The 18,542-nt window shown below is 56.6% G+C and carries 15 protein-coding genes; 8 read left to right on the top strand and 7 right to left on the bottom strand.

All coding sequences use genetic code 11. The annotated features are described in order from the left end of the window. Position 1: 1 nt before the first annotated feature. The 5 genes from M9H61_RS10760 to hutI all read right to left on the bottom strand — a co-directional run bounded on the left by M9H61_RS10760 (position 2) and on the right by hutI (position 6,449). Positions 2-1,096 carry a TRAP transporter substrate-binding protein gene (locus M9H61_RS10760; protein ID WP_250280406.1) on the bottom strand — a complete coding sequence of 365 codons (1,095 nt, stop codon included), beginning with the start codon at positions 1,094-1,096 and terminating at the stop codon, positions 2-4. A 77-nt stretch (positions 1,097-1,173) separates the two neighbouring features. Continuing rightward, on the bottom strand, positions 1,174-2,850 hold the full coding sequence (gene hutU / locus M9H61_RS10755; protein WP_250280405.1) for a urocanate hydratase: 1,677 nt from the start codon (positions 2,848-2,850) through the stop codon (positions 1,174-1,176). Beyond that, positions 2,847-3,650, bottom strand: a complete 804-nt coding sequence (gene hutG, locus M9H61_RS10750) for an N-formylglutamate deformylase (protein ID WP_250280403.1) — start codon at positions 3,648-3,650, stop codon at positions 2,847-2,849. The genes hutU and hutG overlap by 4 nt, the downstream gene beginning before the upstream one ends. 1 nt (position 3,651) lies before the next feature. Then, entirely contained in the window at positions 3,652-5,193 is a 1,542-nt protein-coding gene (hutH, locus tag M9H61_RS10745) for a histidine ammonia-lyase (RefSeq protein ID WP_250280401.1), read from the bottom strand. 44 nt (positions 5,194-5,237) lie between these two features. Further along, positions 5,238-6,449 (bottom strand): imidazolonepropionase, encoded by a 1,212-nt coding sequence (gene hutI, locus M9H61_RS10740; protein ID WP_250280400.1) that lies wholly within the window; start codon positions 6,447-6,449, stop codon positions 5,238-5,240. 81 nt (positions 6,450-6,530) lie between these two features. Between hutI and M9H61_RS10735 the strand changes: the two genes are divergently transcribed. The 8 genes from M9H61_RS10735 to M9H61_RS10700 all read left to right on the top strand — a co-directional run bounded on the left by M9H61_RS10735 (position 6,531) and on the right by M9H61_RS10700 (position 16,226). Next, the gene (locus tag M9H61_RS10735; RefSeq protein ID WP_250280399.1) at positions 6,531-7,907 is read left to right on the top strand and encodes a formimidoylglutamate deiminase; all 1,377 of its coding nucleotides are present in this window, start codon (positions 6,531-6,533) and stop codon (positions 7,905-7,907) included. Next, positions 7,904-8,605, top strand: coding sequence for a GntR family transcriptional regulator (locus M9H61_RS10730; protein ID WP_250280398.1), 702 nt, complete (start codon positions 7,904-7,906; stop codon positions 8,603-8,605). Before M9H61_RS10735 ends, M9H61_RS10730 begins: the two co-directional genes overlap by 4 nt. A gap of 391 nt (positions 8,606-8,996) precedes the next feature. Beyond that, positions 8,997-9,527 (top strand): sigma-70 family RNA polymerase sigma factor, encoded by a 531-nt coding sequence (locus M9H61_RS10725; RefSeq protein WP_068518387.1) that lies wholly within the window; start codon positions 8,997-8,999, stop codon positions 9,525-9,527. A gap of 156 nt (positions 9,528-9,683) precedes the next feature. Further along, entirely contained in the window at positions 9,684-10,745 is a 1,062-nt protein-coding gene (locus tag M9H61_RS10720) for a FecR family protein (RefSeq protein ID WP_250280397.1), read from the top strand. A gap of 145 nt (positions 10,746-10,890) precedes the next feature. After that, the gene (locus tag M9H61_RS10715; RefSeq protein ID WP_250280396.1) at positions 10,891-13,188 is read left to right on the top strand and encodes a TonB-dependent receptor; all 2,298 of its coding nucleotides are present in this window, start codon (positions 10,891-10,893) and stop codon (positions 13,186-13,188) included. 73 nt (positions 13,189-13,261) lie between these two features. Continuing rightward, entirely contained in the window at positions 13,262-14,392 is a 1,131-nt protein-coding gene (locus tag M9H61_RS10710; protein WP_114113082.1) for an ABC transporter substrate-binding protein, read from the top strand. Then, positions 14,389-15,438 (top strand): iron ABC transporter permease, encoded by a 1,050-nt coding sequence (locus tag M9H61_RS10705; RefSeq protein ID WP_250280395.1) that lies wholly within the window; start codon positions 14,389-14,391, stop codon positions 15,436-15,438. The genes M9H61_RS10710 and M9H61_RS10705 overlap by 4 nt, the downstream gene beginning before the upstream one ends. Continuing rightward, positions 15,435-16,226 carry an ABC transporter ATP-binding protein gene (locus M9H61_RS10700; protein WP_250280394.1) on the top strand — a complete coding sequence of 264 codons (792 nt, stop codon included), beginning with the start codon at positions 15,435-15,437 and terminating at the stop codon, positions 16,224-16,226. Before M9H61_RS10705 ends, M9H61_RS10700 begins: the two co-directional genes overlap by 4 nt. 21 nt (positions 16,227-16,247) lie before the next feature. On the opposite strand, the gene M9H61_RS10695 is transcribed toward M9H61_RS10700, so the two are convergent. Both M9H61_RS10695 and M9H61_RS10690 read right to left on the bottom strand, forming a co-directional pair. Further along, a complete protein-coding gene (locus M9H61_RS10695) occupies positions 16,248-17,993 on the bottom strand; it encodes an ABC transporter ATP-binding protein (protein WP_250280393.1) in 1,746 nt (581 codons plus the stop codon). A gap of 175 nt (positions 17,994-18,168) precedes the next feature. After that, a complete protein-coding gene (locus M9H61_RS10690; RefSeq protein WP_250280392.1) occupies positions 18,169-18,501 on the bottom strand; it encodes a hypothetical protein in 333 nt (110 codons plus the stop codon). Between the last annotated feature and the right edge of the window lie 41 nt (positions 18,502-18,542).

The following is an 18,542-nucleotide window of genomic DNA, read 5'->3' as shown; positions in this document are numbered from 1 at the left end:
ATCAGAAGCCGAGCACCTTGGCGCGTGCATTCATCTGACCGTTATCGGCATAGGTCATATAACCACCGATCAGATCACGATATGCGACAAAGCTTTCGGTGACCTTGCGGGTCAGGGCATCGTCGCTTTCGCGCAGTTCGGCAATGACTTCCGCACCGGCCTTGCCCATGGCTTCAACCACATCATCGGGAAGCATGCGGACATTGACGTCCTGTTCTGCCACCAGTTTCTGCAACGCCATGGCGTGCTTGGTCTCGTACTCGGTCCAGACTTCGTTATAAAGACTGTCACAGGCAAACTTGACCACGGCCTTCAAATCGTCAGGAAGGTCGGCATATGCCTTGGCATTGACCGCGCATTCCTCGGCCGAAGACGGCTCGCCGACACCCGGCCAGTAATAGTTCTTGGCCACCTGATAGAAGCCAAGGGCGCTGTCGCTCCACGGACCGATGAATTCACCGGCATCAAGCGCACCGCTTTGCAGCGCCTGGAACATGTCGCGCCCCCCCATGGCCTGAACGGCCATGCCCAGTTTCGAGCACATTTCAGACGCCAGACCGGTGGTCCGGAATTTGAGACCCTTAAGGTCGTCAACCGATTTGATTTCATTACGGAACCAGCCAGCCCATTGCGGACCGGAGTTGCCGCACAGGAACGGCTTCAGACCGAACTGGCCATAGATTTCATCATAGAGTTCCTGACCGCCACCATGGGTCAGCCAGCCAACCTGCTCGTCTGCACGCAGACCAAAGGGCTGCGAACCGAACAGAAGGATGCCTTTGGATTTCGAACCCCAATAGGCCGGAACCGCGTGATAGATATCAGCCGTGCCTTCGGCAACCGCATCAAACACGCCATTGCCCGGTACAAGTTCACCGGCAGCATGCAGTTTGACTTCGATCCGGCCGCCCGAAAGGGTGGTGATACGATCGGCCAGTTTCTGGGCTGCAACCCCCGGCCCGGGCAGGTTTTTCGGCCATGCGGTGACCATGTTCCACTGGCGCTTGTCCTGTGCGATTGCCGGGGTGGCAAAGGTTGCCGCCGCCGCTGCACCAACGCCGGCAACACCGGCCGTCAGAAATTCACGTCTTTTCATGTTAAGGAGCCTCCTTGATTGAACCCTGAAAGGTTTTGAAGGGGCAATCGTCATTGCCCCCGCATTAAGGTTTTTGATTACTTGCCGAGAATACCGGGCAGGTTCAGCCCGTGTTCCCGTGCGCAATCCAGTGCAATGTCATATCCCGCATCGGCGTGACGCATCACACCGGTTGCCGGATCGTTCCAAAGGACGCGTTCAACCCTGCGTGCGGCATCTTCCGTGCCGTCACAGCAAATCACCATGCCGGAATGCTGCGAGAAGCCCATTCCGACACCGCCGCCATGATGCAACGAGACCCAGGTGGCCCCCGATGCGGTATTAAGCAGCGCATTAAGCAACGGCCAGTCACTGACCGCATCCGAGCCATCTTTCATGGCTTCGGTTTCGCGGTTCGGACTTGCGACCGATCCGCTGTCAAGATGGTCGCGACCGATCACCACCGGGGCTTTCAGTTCACCATTCTTGACCATCTCGTTAAATGCCAGACCCAGACGATGGCGCTGACCCAGCCCGACCCAGCAGATACGTGCCGGAAGGCCCTGGAAGGAAATGCGATCACGCGCCATATCCAGCCAGTTATGAAGGTGTTTGTCGTCGGGGATCAGTTCCTTGACCTTCTGGTCGGTCTTGTAAATGTCTTCAGGATCACCCGAAAGGGCCGCCCAGCGGAACGGGCCGATGCCCTTGCAGAATAGCGGGCGGATATAGGCCGGAACAAAGCCCGGGAAGGCAAAGGCGTTTTCCAAGCCTTCTTCGAGCGCCATCTGGCGGATATTGTTGCCGTAATCCACGGTCGGAATACCGGCTTCGTGGAAGGCAACCATGGCTTCGACCTGAACGCGCATCGATGCGCGGGCGGCCTTGGCAACCGCCTTGGGATCGGAATCCTGTTTTTCGCGCCATTCGGCAACGGTCCAGCCTTGTGGCAGATACCCATGAACCGGGTCATGGGCCGATGTCTGATCGGTGACGATATCGGGGCGAATGCCACGTTTGACCAGTTCCGGGAAGACGTCGGCCGCATTGCCGATCAGGGCAACCGATTTTGCCTCGCCCGCCTTGGTCCAGCGGTCGATCATTTCAAGCGCTTCGTCAAGGGAATGGGTCTTTTCATCGACATAGCGGGTACGCAGACGGAAATCGGCACGCGTTTCATCGCATTCAACCGCAAGACAGCACGCACCGGCCATCACCGCTGCCAGCGGCTGTGCGCCACCCATGCCGCCAAGACCGCCGGTCAGGATCCATTTGCCCTTAAGGTTGCCGTCATAATGCTGACGACCGGCCTCGACAAAGGTTTCATAGGTGCCCTGAACAATGCCCTGTGACCCGATATAGATCCACGAACCGGCCGTCATCTGGCCATACATCGCCAGACCTTTTTTATCGAGTTCGTTGAAGTGATCCCAGTTTGCCCAATGCGGCACAAGGTTGGAGTTGGCAATCAGAACGCGCGGCGCATCCTTGTGGGTGCGAAAAACGCCAACCGGTTTGCCCGACTGCACCAAAAGGGTCTGGTCGTCTTCAAGTTCCTTGAGGCTGGCAACAATCTGATCGAAATCCTTCCAGGTGCGCGCCGCACGGCCAATGCCGCCATACACCACCAGTTCGTGCGGATTTTCGGCAACGTCGGGATGCAGATTGTTCATCAGCATGCGCATCGGCGCTTCGGTCAGCCAGCTTTTGGCGGTGATGTCGGTTCCGGTTGCCGGATAGATATCACGCTGGTTGTGACGCAGATTGTTGGTCATGACTTGCCTCTTAGTGATGGGGCCAAATCGGCCAGTGTCTTTAGAATGTCGGTAAGATGCGTGCGCAGTTTTGCCGCACGGCTTTGGTCATAGGCCCAGGGTGCTTCCTCGGCCGAAAGGTATGTCGACTGTGCCAGTTCCATCTGGATGGCGTGCTGATTGATGTCGGGGCGACCGTAATGGCGGGTGGTCCAGCCACCTTTGAAACGCCCGTTCAAAACGGTGCTATATCCCTCGGTCTGCGAACAGATTTCGGACGTCAGGGTCTCAATTATCGGATCACAGGTTGTGCCCAGATTGGTGCCGATATTGAAATCGGGCAGGGTGCCGTCAAACAGGAACGGGATGTTTGACCGGATCGAATGGCAATCATACAGGATCGCCACACCATGTTTGGCGCGCACCCGTTCAAGTTCGGCTGCCAGTGCCGCGTGATAGGGGGCGTGGAAATTGGCCGCACGGGCGGCAATATCGGCCTCGGTCGGGGCAATATCCCAGATGTTTTCCCCATCAAAATCGGTCAGCGGCACCAGGGTCGTGGTGTTCTGACCGGGATAAAGACTGACGCCTTCGGGATCGCGGTTGGCATCAATCACATAACGATGAAAGGTTGCACGAACCGTCGTGACATTATCGATCAGTCCGTCATACAGCGTGTGGATATGCCAGTCGGTATCGGCAAGCTCGCGCCCGCGATCATTCAGTTTGGCGGCAATATCATCGGGAACATGGGTGCCGGTATGGGGCAGTCCCAGAACAATGGGGCCATCGCCGCGTTTGATTTCAACGGGATTGGTCATGTTATGCACCTTCCCCGACTACGAAACCGGACAGTTTGGCTGCGGCAACCAGCGCGCCCCCGGTCACAAGGTCGGCCGCCTTGGCAAGATCAGGCGCCATATAGCGGTCTTCCTTGACGGTCGGGATATCCTTGCGCACGGTTTTAAGGACGTTCTGAAGCCCGGCACTGGTTTTAAGCGGGGCTCGGAATTCAACACCCTGTGCGGCACAGATCAGTTCAACACCAAGGATATAGGAAAGATTGGCATTCATCTTTGCCAGACGGCGTGCGCCGTGGGCGGCCATTGATACATGGTCTTCCTGATTGGCACTGGTCGGTGTGCTGTCGGTTGAGCACGGATTGGCAAGATGCTTGTTTTCACTCATCAGGGCGGCTGTTGTGACCTCGGCAATCATCAGACCGGAATTCAGGCCCGGCTCCGGGGTCAGAAACGGCGGCAGATCGTGCGAAAGCGTCGGATCAACCATCAGGGCCACGCGACGCTGGGCAATTGCGCCGATCTCGGCAACGGCAAGGGCGATCTGATCGGCGGCAAAGGCTACCGGTTCGGCGTGGAAGTTCCCACCTGAAACAATGCGCCCGTCTTCTTTCAGAACCAGCGGATTATCGGTAACCGCATTGGCTTCGATTTCAAGCGTCTGCCCGGCAAAGCGCAGCAGATCCATGGCGGCACCGGTGACTTGTGGCTGGCAACGGATGCAATAGGGGTCCTGAACACGGGTATCGCCTTCGCGGTGGCTTTCGCGGATTTCCGAACCTTCCATCAGATCGCGCATCGCACGCGCCACATTGATCTGACCCGGATGACCGCGAAGGGTATGGATTTCATCAACCAGCGGGGCGGTCGAGCCCATGATCGCATCGGTCGAAAGTGACGCGGTGACGATGGAACTCGCGGCATTGCGCCATGCCGAAAACAGCCCGACCAATGCACAGGCGGTTGAAAACTGTGTCCCGTTGATCAGGGCAAGGCCTTCTTTCGCACCCAGAACAACCGGGTTCAGACCGGCCTTGGCAAGGGCTTCGGCACCGGGCATGGTTTGGCCATCATAGACCGCTTCGCCCGCACCGATCATGACAGCTGCCATATGGGCCAGCGGGGCCAGATCCCCCGATGCGCCGACCGATCCTTGCGACGGGACAACCGGGGTCACACCGCCTGCCAGCATGCCTTCGATCAGTTCGATCAGGTCCCAGCGCACACCCGATGCACCACGCCCAAGTGACAGCAATTTCAACGCCATCATCAAGCGCGTGGTGGCGATATCAAGCGGCTCACCCACGCCGCAGCAATGGCTCAGGATCAGGTTGCGCTGAAGGGTTTCGGTATCTTTGGCGGCAATCTTGACCGATGCCAGTTTGCCAAACCCGGTATTGACCCCGTAAACCGCATCCTCGCCTTCGGCAGCGGCACGGACCATGTCGCTGGCGGCCTCGACACCGGCCTTTGCCGACGGATCAAGTTTGACGGCAATCTGGTTGCGCCAGATATTTTCAAGATCGGCAAGCGTTGCTGCGGCGGGCGTCAGGGTTACGGTCATTTTGCATCCTTGTCGAATACAGGTTGTGGGGCGTTTCGTTTGTCTTATTCGGCTTTGCGGGCGACGGTCTCGCCGCCGAAAATTCGTTCAAACAGCGGGTTGAACCCGATGCGATAGGAAAGCTCGGCCGGGTGTTCGATATCCCAGATCGCAAGATCGGCACGAAGACCCGCCTTGATCTGTCCGGTATCGGAAAGGCCAAGTGCGGTTGCGGCATGTTTGGTCGCACCGCAAAGTGCCTCTTCCGGGGTCAGGCGGAACAGGGTGCAGGTCATGTTCATGGTCAGAAGGATCGACATCAACGGCGATGTGCCCGGATTGCAGTCGGTGGCAACTGCCATCGGCACGCCGTGTTTGCGAAATTCGGCAATCGGCGGCAACCGGGTTTCATGCAAGGTGTAAAATGCACCGGGCAACAGGACGGCGACCGATCCCGATTTTGCCATCGCCCTGGCGTCGTCTTCGTTGGCATATTCAACATGGTCGATTGAAATCGCACCATATTCGGCGGCCAGTCTGGTGCCACCGATATTGGAAAGCTGTTCGGCATGGAGCTTGACCGGAATGCCAAGTTCGCGGGCAACCTCAAATACGCGTTTGATCTGATCGGTGTTAAAGGCAATGCCTTCGCAGAACCCGTCAACCGCATCAACCAGTCCTTCTGCATGGGCGGCGCGCAGGGCGGGGATGCATACCTCGTCAATATAGCGAACGGGTTCGCCCTTGAATTCGGCCGGGGTCGCATGGGCGCCAAGGAAGGTGGTTTTGATCCGGACCGGACGCAATGCTGCGATTTTGCGGGCCGCACGCAGCATGGTGAGTTCGGTGTCACGATCAAGGCCATAGCCCGATTTGACTTCGATAACCGATACCCCCTCGGCCAGCAGTGCATCAACCCGTGGCAAGGCGGTTTTTACAAGCTGGTCCACATCGGCCTGGCGGGTGGCGGTGACGGTTGAAACAATACCGCCGCCAGCGCGCGCGATTTCTTCGTAGCTGGCACCTTCAAGGCGCATTTCAAATTCAACCGCGCGGTTGCCGCCATAAACCACATGGGTATGGCAATCAATCAGGGCCGGGGTAATCAGGCGGCCTTCAAGGTCGCGGGATGCTTGCTCAAGATATTTGGCGGGGACTTCATCATTGCTGCCGACCCAGTCGATCAAGCCGTCCTGAATGGCAATCGCACCACATTCAATCAGTCCGTAGCGATTATCGTCCGTGATTGTGACGACTTTTGCATTTCTGAGCAGCATGCGAAGGATCACCCCTTGATAAGTCCGTTATTAACGATAATATGTCTGCACATAATATTTCTGTCAAGACGGGTATGGATTATGACGCTTCTTTGGGCAAATCAGGCACTTACCAGTAATGGCTGGGCGCAGGACGTCGCGGTAGAGGTCGATCAATCGGGCAAAATCAGCAATATTAAAGCCGATTCACCCGAACTGGCATCGACCGCCGATCATCGCGTCGGGGTTTTGTTGCCCGCTGTCGCCAACCTTCATAGCCATGCCTTTCAACGCTCGATGGCGGGCCTGACCGAAAAACGCGGGCCGGACCCGCGCGATACCTTCTGGACGTGGCGACAATTGATGTTCCGCTTCCTTGACCAGCTAACGCCTGATCATGTCGAAGCGATTGCAGCCTTTGTGCAGATGGAGATGCTGGAGGCCGGTTACGCCAATAATACTGAATTCCATTATCTGCATCACCGTCCGGGCGGGTATTTGTATGATAATATCGGCGAGATGGCCGAACGCATTGCCGCTGCTGCAAATCTTACCGGTATCGGTCTGACGCTTTTGCCGGTTCACTATCAATTCGGGGGCTGTGACAAGCGCCCGCTGGGACCGGGACAGATCCGGTTTGGCAACGATCCCGAACAGTTCGCCAAATTGTATGAGGAATCGGTTCGCGCGGTCGCAAACCTGCCCGCCGACACCCGTGTCGGTGTGGCCCCCCATTCCCTGCGCGCGGTCGGCCGTGAAGACCTGATTGCGACCACCAAGCTGTCCAAGGATGGCCCGATCCATATGCATCTGGCCGAACAGGTGGCCGAGGTCGAAGAAGTCGAAGCATCCTGGGGCAAGCGCCCGGTCGAGTGGCTTCTGGAAAATGCTGATGTGAATGAAAACTGGTGCCTGATCCATTGCACCCAGATGCAGGAACATGAAACCCTTGGCCTGGCAAAGGCCGGTGCTGTGGCGGGGCTTTGCCCGATCACTGAAAGCAGCCTTGGCGACGGTATCTTTGACGGTGTGCGGTATCTGGGTGCCGGCGGCGCGATTGGGGTCGGATCGGATTCCAATATCCGGATTTCGCTTTCGGAAGAATTGCGGACACTCGATTACAGTCAGCGCCTGCGCGACAAATCCCGTGCGGCCCTGGCAACACCGGAAAAATCCACCGGACGGCGTTTGTATGATGCGGTGGCACAGGGCGGCGCACGTGCCGCCGGGCGCGATTGCGGACGGATCGAGATTGGAGCACTGGCCGATCTGATGGCGCTGGATGGCTCGGCTGTTGACCTGATCGGCCGGAAAGGCGATACGATCCTCGATACATATATCTTTGCCGGAGATGATCGCATGGTGCGTGATGTCTGGTCGGCCGGTCGCCATGTCGTGACCGAAGGCCGCCACATCGCCCATGACACGATCACCAGCCGGTATCGCAAGGTGATGGAACAACTCAAGGAAGTGGTGTGAGCGCTTCGGAACAGACAAACTGGCAATCGGTCCATGATGAGGTTTTGCGCCGCATCCATACACGCGAATGGAAGCCCGGCGATCAGATCCCCAAGGAAGTCGAACTTGCCGAACAGCTGGGTTGCGCGCGTGCCACGGTGAACCGTGCATTGCGCGAACTGGCCGCCGAAGGATTCCTTGATCGCAGGCGCAAGGCAGGCACACGGGTTGCCACCCATCCGGTCCGCCGAGCAAAGCTTGATATTCCGGTCATCCGTCTTGAGATCGAAGGCCGTGGACAGAAATACGGCTATGGGCTGCTTCTGAGTGAACGCCGCACACCGACCCCGGAAATCTGTGCCAATCTTGGCGTCAGTGCCAAAAGCGACATGCTCCATATTTCGTCGCTGCATCTGGCCGATGGCAAACCCTATATGTTCGAAGAACGCTGGGTATCGATCGACACCGTTCCGGAAATCGTCGATGCCGATCTGTCAAAGATCAGTGCCAATGAATGGCTGGTCCTGCATGCCCCGTACACCAAGGGGGATATATCATTTTCCGCCGTGCTGGCATCCGAACTAGAAGCAAAGATTTTGCGCACCCATGCCGGCGCGCCCCTGTTTCTGATGGAACGGACCACCTGGGAAAATGACGCCGGGATCACGTCAGCCAGACTGCTTTTTGCGCCGGGCTACCGGATGCATTCGGCCATCTGATTTGCCGCAAATGCCGGTATCAGTTTCCTTGGCGTTGCCATTGGTACAACGACCCGCTTGATTTCCGACAATGGCAAAGCGTTGCAGGTCGGGTGCGTGACAATCGTCATGTGTCAGGTGCGCTGATCGAGATGCCATCGGTCCGTAAAATACCGGGGCACTGAAATAGTGCCAAGTTGCCGGATCACTGGCGGTTTCCTTGGCTTGGATGGTGGCTTTGTGCACCCGGTTGGCGAGTGATACAGGGCGCGTTCAGCAGACAGAAAATCTGAAAATCCGGATCGATTAATCAGCATTGCCCGATATTGGCGATTTGACAGCCCTGCATATTCCGCGTAAATGCAAACAATTCGCAATCTCTTTTGATCGCGATGTTTGACTGGTTTGTGGAATGGTTGCGACCCTGTGCGATAACGAACTTCTGACCGTGTTCATTGCCCGTCGGCATGAACTGGTGAAGTATGCGCGCGCAATTGTCGGTGATCAGGCCTTGGCCGAAGACATCGTGCAGGATGCCTATTTTCGGCTCGAACGCGCCCAGCAGGTCAAACTCGATGCCAAGCTGGACGAGCCGGTTGGTTATATTTTCCGCATTGTCCGCAATCTTGCCATTGATGGCCGTCGCCGGATCGGTCGTGAAAATGCCCTGATCCACGGGGACGGCACAGCATCAGCGGAAATGGTCGCCGAAGACACCCCCGATCCCGAAGAAAAGGCAATTGCACGCGGTGAATTGCGTCTTCTGGAAAAGGCATTGGCCGAGTTGCCGGAAAAATCGCGCATCGCACTTGAGATGCATCGTTTTGGCGGCTGCAAATATGCGGAAATCGCCCAACGCCTTGATGTTTCTATCGGAACTGCGCATTCGCTTGTTGTTGATGCAATCGAGCACTGCAAACTGTTTCTGGCAAAAGGGAGATAGACGAGGAAAATCTGTCGGAAAATTTGAAAATCCGACAGGTGCCATTCGTTTATTGGACAGGAGAGAAATAAAAATGTGCCAGGACATGAAAGATACCCGCAAACAGCACCCAAAAGGTGCCTTGTGTCCTGTTGACACATGGAGAGACACAACGCCATGACGGAATTGACCCATCCCGGTTCTGCAAGTGAATGGATCGCCCGCCTGTCCGAGGATCCGGACAACGCGACCTTGCGCCGTGAACATGATGAATGGCTGGAAGCCAGTGCGCAAAACCGTGCTGACTGGGATGAGACCCTGCGCGTCTGGCAGATGCTTGAAATGACAGTACCGGTCCATAGCGCGGAATGGGAACTGCATCAGCAGGACAAAACCCCGCAACAGGACAGAATTTCACCCGCGCGTCAGTTGCGCCCGGCAGATCACGCCGGTGCCGTCAGCAGGGATAGGGTGGCCCGGATCAGCCCAGCATCACCGGAGCGCGCGCGGCGGTCATTTGCGCGGGCACGTACGTTAATCGGCATGTCGGTTGCGGCATTGGCGGCCTGTTTGCTGGTGGTGCTGATGCCCGGCTGGCTGACACAGTTTGAAGCGGATTATGCGACCGCAACCCACGAAACCGGGATTTATACCCTGCCCGATGGATCAAGACTGCATCTTGGGCCGGAAAGTGCGGTGGCATTTGATTTTTCAACGGATCGTCAGGTGACCTTGCTTGACGGCGAGGCGTTCTTTGAGGTTGTCCCGATGACGGAACGCCCGTTTACGGTGCAGGCACAAGGTATTAGGACCACGGTTCTGGGAACCGCGTTCAATGTGCGCAGTAGCGACTATGGTGTTGATGTTGCCGTCGAACATGGGCGTGTGCGCGTTGATGGTGACGCGCTGGGGGACGGGGCTGAATTGCTGGCCGGGGATGTTGCCCATATTGGCCCTGCCGGCGATGTCACGCGGCAATCGCTGTCGCCGGCACTGGTCGGGGCATGGCGAAACGGTCAGTTGATCGCCAAGGATCGCGCCTTTGCCGAAATGGTTGAAACGGTTGACCGCTACTATGATGGATGGGTGGTGATTTCGGATGCCGATTTGGCGCAAAAGCCGCTGACCGGGATTTATGATCTGCAAAATCCGAAGGCCGCCCTGCAGGTCATGGCCGATGCCCAGGGGGCAGAAATTCGCGAAATTTCGCCGTGGCTGATGGTGATTTCCCGCCGATAAAACAGGGGTTTGCGCGTTTTTTTCGTAAAAAGACGAAAATAAATTTGAAAATCGAGAACGCCCGCATCGTTGCTTGGTTAGATGGTGAATTTAAGTCGCATTTGCATTTCACCGGAATGTAAAACATACCAAGCGGAGAATATTGATGATGGGGGTTCAGTTGTCGGTCGTTAAGGGGAACTGGCGAAATCGCCTTGCGGTGACGACCGCGCTGTCAATGCTGGCACTTCAGGGGATGGCCACAGAGGCAAAAGCATCCGGCCTGCCAGCGACGGAGAAAAATCAGGAAATTGCAAACCAGGAAATCGCACAGGCCGACGCCGTTCGCAGCTTTGACATCGAACGTCAATTGCTTGCCGATGCGCTGGCACTGTTCGGCCAGCAGGCCGGTGTCCAGGTTTCTGCAAATGGTGATCTGGTACGCGGTGTGCAAACGCCGGGTGTTTCGGGGGATCTGCGCACCGAAGATGCGTTGCAGCGTCTTCTGGCCGGAACCGGGCTTTCCTATCGGATCGGATCGAACGGGGCGATCACAATCGTCAGTACCGCACAAGGTGATGCGGATGGTGCGACGTCGCTCAGCCCGATCCTGGTTGAGGCAAACACCCATACCGATGATCACATTGGTGCGGCAGACCGCGCACAGTCGATCTATGTCACGCCCGAGGATTTTGAACGCCGCAATCCCCAAGACGTCAAGGACGTGTTTGCCGGCCAGTCCGCCGTGTCGGTTGGGGGATCGGTGCCGTTGAACCAGAAACTTTATGTCAATGCGATCGAGGAAACCAATCTTGCCATCAGCATTGATGGTGCGCGTCAGAACAACAAGGTTTTCCACCACAGCGGTACCAACCTGATTGACCCAAGTCTTCTTAAGGCCGCACGTGTTGATCCCGGCGTTGCCCCGGCAGATGCCGGACCGGCGGCACTTGGTGGTGCGATTGTCTATGAGACCGTCGATGTTGCCGATGTACTGGAACCGGGTCGTTCGCTTGGCGGGTTTGCAAAGGCCAGCTACGACACCAATGGTGAAACCTTTACCAACGATCTGGCGTCCTATGGCCGTGCCGGCGGTTTTGAGCTTCTTGGCTATTTCAAATGGGCTAAGGGCGATGATTACGAGGCAGGTAACGGCGATCAGGTTCCCGGTACCGAAGCCGATATGCGATCCGGGCTGATCAAGTCGGCCTATGAAGCACAAAGCGGTCATCGGTTTGAATTTTCCGGTGAACAGGTACGCGACCGTGCACGTCGTCCTTACCGTGCGAACATGACGGATCTGACCAACCGCAATCAGCCAGACGAGCTCGGCTATGATATGCGCCGGCGCAACTTTACCTTCAATTACGGGCAAAACGGTGCAGATGGTCTTTGGGATCCCAGGGCGGTTCTTGCCTATAGCGAGACCTATCTTTACGCGCCGCTGACCGAACAGGGTCGTGGAACCACCGGCAGTTTTTCCGGCAAGTTTGAAAATGATTTCAACCTGTCGGAACGCGATACGATTACGACCGGTGTCGATTTCTATCACGACACTGCCGAATATGATGGCCCGACGTCAGACCGCGAGGAAGAGGCAACCAATTTCGGTGGATATGCCCAGGCTCGTCTTCAGCCGCTTGATCCGCTGCGTCTGTCCTTTGGTTTGCGCGGCGACAGCCAGAAATTTGTCGGTCTTGACGGCACCGAAATTGAAAATGAAGGGCTGAGCGGCAATGTCGCCGCAGCGGTTGATGTCACCGAGTTCCTGACCATCAATGCCGGTTATTCCAATGTCTGGGGCGGTATTGCACTGGCGGAAAACTATGTGATGAACCCGGCCTGGGATTACAGCAAGGGCGTCAAACCGGTCCGTGCGGAAAACTACACCACCGGATTTGAAGTTCAGCACGAAGGGTTTTCGTTCAATGCCGGCATTTTCCGCAGCACATTTGACAATGCGCGTGATCCGGGGTGGAGCACCGGACCGTCGGTGGTCGTTGATTTCGAAACCCGGGGCTATAACCTTGGTGCCGGATATAACTGGGGTCCGGGCTTTGCGCGGGTAACCTATACCGACAGTGAAATCACCCTGAATGGCAGCCCGGCGGATTCAGATGGCACACAGTATCTTGGTGCGCCGCTGGGTCGGGTCATTGCCCTTGAAGCAGCCCATATGATCGAAGGCATTAACCTGACCATCGGGGGCACGATTGATGCGGCGTTGAAAAACACCGATACCGCCGATGCCGGTGGCACAGCCCAGGAAGCCTATGAAGTTGTCGGGCTTTATGCCGAATACAAGCCCGAAGCGGCCGATTACCTGACACTCCGGATCGAAGCCAACAACATTTTTGATGAAGAATATGCTGATCGCGGAAGCTATGGGCAGGACTTCACCAATGTGGTTCCGCTTTATGAGCCGGGTCGTTCGTTCCTGCTGATGGCAAAAGCACAGTTCTGATCTTGCCAAAAGATAACCGGTCTTGCCGGGGCAGCGTTTGCTGCCCCGGATTTTGCTATTTCAAGGGTGGGTCATGACAGTTGTTCTGAAATCCTTATCTGTTCTGTTCTTCTTGATCGTGGCGATGACGACTGCGCGCGCCGAAACGATCGAGGTCACCGATCTTGCCGGGCGCAAGGTCAGTATCGAATTGCCGGTCACGCGCCTGGTAATCAGCGAGGGACGCTATATTCCGTTGCTGGCATTGTTGCGCCCCGATGATCCGGTTGCCGGGATTGTCGGCATGATGACACCGCTGAGCTGGACCCATCCCGGACTTGAAACACAGCTTTATGAACGCTTTCCGCGGGCTGCTGATATTCCGCTGTTCGGGGGGCGCAACGAAGACAGCATTTCGGTGGAAAAGATCATTGATCTTGCCCCGGAACTTGCGATTTTCGGCCTGAATGATCATGGGCCCGGTGCAAAGAATGCCGAACTGATTGATCAGCTGACCGCAGCGGGAACGAAGATCGTTTTCATCGATTTTCGGGCCGACCCGCTGCATAACACATTGCCGTCGGTCAAATTGCTGGGACAGCTTTTGGGCGCGGAAAAGCGAGCCGCGGAATATAGCGCATTCTATCAGCAACGCTTTGACCTGATCAAACAGCGTGTCGCCACGGCCAAAACCCGGCCGACCGTATTCTTGCAAGCCCATCCGGGGCGGTATGAATGCTGCTGGGGGATGGCTGACGGGATGCTTGGTCCGTTTGTCGGGATTGCAGGCGGGCTTAATATTGCCGATGCGGTTGCCCCCGGACCCACAGCACAACATACAGCCGAGTTTCTTCTGGTTGAAAACCCCGATGTGTGGATCGGGACGGCGTCGGGCATCTATGAGGAATTCATTGCCGGTGCAGAACCGGTCGCACTTGGCCCGGGCATGACGCGCGAAACGGCGTCTGAAAGTTTGACGCGCTATTTGTCCGCACCGGAATTTGCCGCCCTTGATGCGGTTCGAAACGGCCGGGCACACAGCATATGGCACAATTTCTATAATTCTCCGTTCAATATCGTCGCACTCGAAGCCTTTGCCAAATGGATCCATCCCGATCTTTTTGCCGATATCGATCCGGTCGATACCTTGACCGAAATCTATGAAAAGTGGTTGCCATTCGAATTGAACGGCGTTTACAGCGCAACGGTTGATCATCAGAAATGAGTGTCGGGGAAACGTCGCTTTATCAGCGTTTCGGAACCATTCAGCAACGGCGGGTTCTGACGGTAACGGGACTTGCAATCGGGCTTGTGGCCATGCTTGCGCTTGATCTTTGGGCGGGCCCGGCGGGGCTTGGCTTTGGCGATATCGTGACCGGGCTTTTCTGGCCCGATCAGCTTGATCTGAGGCCGCGTATCATTTTGTGGGATGTGCGCCTGCCCGATGCGTTGATTGCACTTGCGGTCGGGGCGGCCCTTGGACTGGCGGGGATTGAAACCCAGACCATTCTCGATAACCCGCTGGCCAGTCCGTTCACGCTTGGTGTGTCATCTGCTGCGGTATTGGGCGCAAGTCTTGCGATTGTTGTGGTTCCGGTCGTGCCATTGGTGGGTGAGACAGCGGTTCTTCCGGTGATGGCGATGGTCTTTGCGCTTGGATCGGGGGCCTTGATCCTGATGATTGTGCGATGGGCGAACGGGGCACGTGAAACGGTGGTTCTGTTCGGGATTGCGCTGGTGTTTCTGTGCAATGCGCTAACGGCGGGTTTGCAATATCTGGCCAGTGCAGAAGCGATTGCACAGATCGTTTTCTGGACCATCGGCAACCTTACGCGGGCGGGTTGGATTGAGGTCGGGCTTGTCAGTGCGTGTTTTGTGTGTGTCCTGCCATTTTCATTGCGCCATGTCTGGGTGATGACATTGTTGCGCGGTGGTGAGGCGCACGCACGCAGCATGGGGATCAATGTCGGTCGATTGCGCATGTGGGTGATTTTGCGGGTGTCGGTACTGGCGGCGTTCGCGGTTTGTTTTGTGGGTGCAATCGGTTTTATCGGCTTGGTCGGGCCCCATATTGCGCGACTGTTGCTGGGCGAAGATCACCGGATGCTGGTGCCTGGTTCGGCATTGTGCGGGGCCTTGATCCTGTCATGTGCGTCATTCCTGTCAAAGGCGCTGATCCCCGGTGTGATCATTCCGGTCGGCATTCTGACAGCGGTTGTCGGGGTTCCGGTGTTTCTTGGTCTTTTATCCGGGCGGAGGCATCGGGCATGACGGTATTTGGCGCAACCGGTATCACTGCAAAATATGGTCAGGTCACGGTTCTTGACCAGGTTGATCTTCCGACCCTGAATGATAACGAGGTTCTTGGCCTTCTGGGGCCGAACGCGTCGGGGAAATCGACCCTGATGCGTTGTCTTTCCGGGGAAAAAAGCACGACCGGGCACATTACGATTGATGGGCGAACCCGTGCCGACATGGGCCATGACGGATGGCATCACAGGTTGGCAAGCATGCCGCAATCGCCGCCAAACCCGTCGGCGCTTTTGCCGACCGAACTGATGTGGAGCACGGCACGCGCGCTTGATCTTGATGTTTCGGACCGCGAACTGGCCGATCAGATCGAAGGCATTTTTGCCCGGCTCGGGCTTTCGGAATTCGCGTTGTCGCCTTTGCATACCTTGTCCGGCGGTAAGCGGCAGCTGGTTGGATTGGCGCTTGCGCTGATGCGTGATCCGGATGTCTTGTTGCTTGATGAACCGACATCGGCACTTGATCTGCACTGGCGGATGGTGGTGCTTGATCTGGTGCGTGAACGGCTTTCGGATCGGGGCGGCGTGGTTGTTGCAGCGTTGCATGATCTTGATCTTGCGGCGCGCTATTGCGACCAGATCGTGCTGTTGCATGGTGGAAAGATCATTGCATCTGGCGATCCGCAACATGTCCTGACGCCTGCGAACCTGGCACGGGTTTACCGTGTGGAAACACGCGTGACCCTTGATTGCGACGGACGACCGCTGGTGCAGGTCATCAGGCCGCTTCGGGATGGTGAAGCGGCCTGATCGGATTGGCTTTTTCGGGTTTTATGCCCGTTTAAGGGTGCTGTCGCCGCCGGTCGTCAGGGACTGTGCATCATGCAGGCGGCGATAGGCCCCGTCTTTGGCCAGAAGGGCATCATGGCTACCCTGTTCGGCGATGCCGTCTTGGGTGATGACAACGATGCGATTGGCATTGCGGATGGTGGCAAGGCGATGGGCAATGACCAGGGTCGTGCGCCCCTGTGCCAGTTCATCAAGCGATTGCTGGATGGCGCGTTCGGTTTCGGTATCAAGGGCCGAAGTTGCTTCGTCCAGGATCAGGATCGGCGGGTTTTTAAGGAAAATCCGCGCAATCGCAACGCGCTGTTTCTGACCGCCGGAAAGCTTGACCCCGCGTTCACCAATCACGGTATCAATCCCGTCGGGCAGGGTCGCAATCAGATCATCAAGACGGGCCCGGCGTGCCGCATCGACGATTTCATCATCGCTGGCGGTCAGGCGGCCATAGGCGATATTTTCGCGCAGGGTTCCGGCAAACAGGAAGACATCCTGTTGTACGATGCCGATCTGTTGACGCAGGGATTTCATGGTGATGTCACGGATATCGCAGCCATCAATCATGATGCGGCCACCAGTGACATCGTAAAAGCGCGGCACCAGCGAACATAGGGTGGTTTTCCCCGCCCCGGACGGGCCGACAAAGGCCACGGTTTCACCGGCTTCGATCGCGATATTGATATTGTTGAGGATGGTGCGATCGGGGCTATAGCCGAAATCGACATTTTCAAACACCAGATTGCCCCGCAAAACGATATCATCACGCGCGGTCGGCCGGTCGATAATGTCGGGCTCGGTTGCCATCAATTCCTGATAATTGCGGAAACCGGCAATGCCCTTGGGATAGGTTTCAACAACGGCCGCGATCTTTTCAAGCGGCTGATAAAACACATTGACCAGCAGCAGGAACCCGACAAAACCGCCGATGCTCAGCCCGCCGGTCACGACGTAATAGGTCCCGGCCAGCAGGATCACCACCTGAACAATGCGCATGCCCAGATAATTGATGGCAAGGCTGATCGCCATGATGGCATAGGCCTGAAGTTTGACTGTGCGGTATTGTTCGTTGTCCTTGTGGAACAGGGCGCGTTCATGTTCTTCGTTGGCAAAGGCACGCACAACGCGAACACCGCCAACATTTTCCTCGATCCGGGCGTTGAAGGCGCGCACCCGGCCAAACTGGCTTTGCCAGTTGCGGGTCATATCGCCGCCAAACCGCACCACCAGCCACATGATCAATGGGGCAATGGTCATGGCAATCAGTGCAAGTGGCACATGCACCATGAACATCAGGATCAGCGCACCGATAAAGGTCATTACCGCGACAAATAGGTCCTCGGGGCCGTGATGGGCGACTTCACCGATTTCTTCGAGATCCTTGGTCACGCGGGCAACCAGATGGCCGGTTTTCTGGTTGTCATAGAACCGGAAAGACAGCTTTTGCAGATGATCAAAGGCACGCCGGCGCATTTCCGTTTCAATCGTAATGCCCAGCACATGCCCCCAATAGGTGACAACCGCCATCAGACCGGTATTGATGACATAGACAATCAGCAAGCCGATCGCGGCAAGAACAATCAGAACCCAGTCCTGTTTGGGCAGCAACACATCGACGAAACCGGCAACCGCGACCGGAAAACCAAGCGCAAGGACGCCCGACAGAACCGCGCAGCCGAAATCAAGCATGAACAGGCGTTTATGGGGCAGGTAATAGGAAAAGAATTCTTTGATCATCAAGGGGATTCCAAGGAAAAAGTGGTCCCTTCTTCATATAGGAATGCTTCGCATTTTCATAGTTAAACTGTGCGAAACCCTGATGATCGTGCAATGGCCGGGATTCCTGAAATTACCGCCTGCCATCACCGGGACAGCAGGCGGTCATCAGATGTGTGGTGCGGCGGGTTTGGTGCTATTTCAACGCAACATAGGTTTGCCGATCAAGGGTCGCGATGCGCGCAGCACACGGGCAACCGGCCAGATCCCCGATCATGGCTTGAAGATCCCCGCCAAGGGTTTCAAGCAGATCCCGGGTGCGCTCGGGATGGGGCATGATATGCAGTTCGATATTGATGGCGGGCTGATCGGCAAGGCCGTAAACCGGGATCAGCGCCAATTGACAGGCGTTCGGGGCAACATTCAGCCGCTGGCAAAGGACATCGCGAAATTCGGGCAATGATCCGTGCAGTTCGGCCTGATTTTCGGTCCAGACGCTGTGATCGACATAAAGCTTGGCATTGGGCATGGGATTACCGGCGGTTTGAACATAGGGAATGGTTGAACGGT

Source organism: Thalassospira sp. GO-4, from assembly GCF_023588965.1.
Taxonomy (GTDB): Bacteria; Pseudomonadota; Alphaproteobacteria; order Rhodospirillales; family Thalassospiraceae; genus Thalassospira; species Thalassospira povalilytica.
The sequence above is the reverse complement of the archived record's forward strand: the minus strand, read 5'-3'. Positions and strand labels throughout refer to the sequence as shown.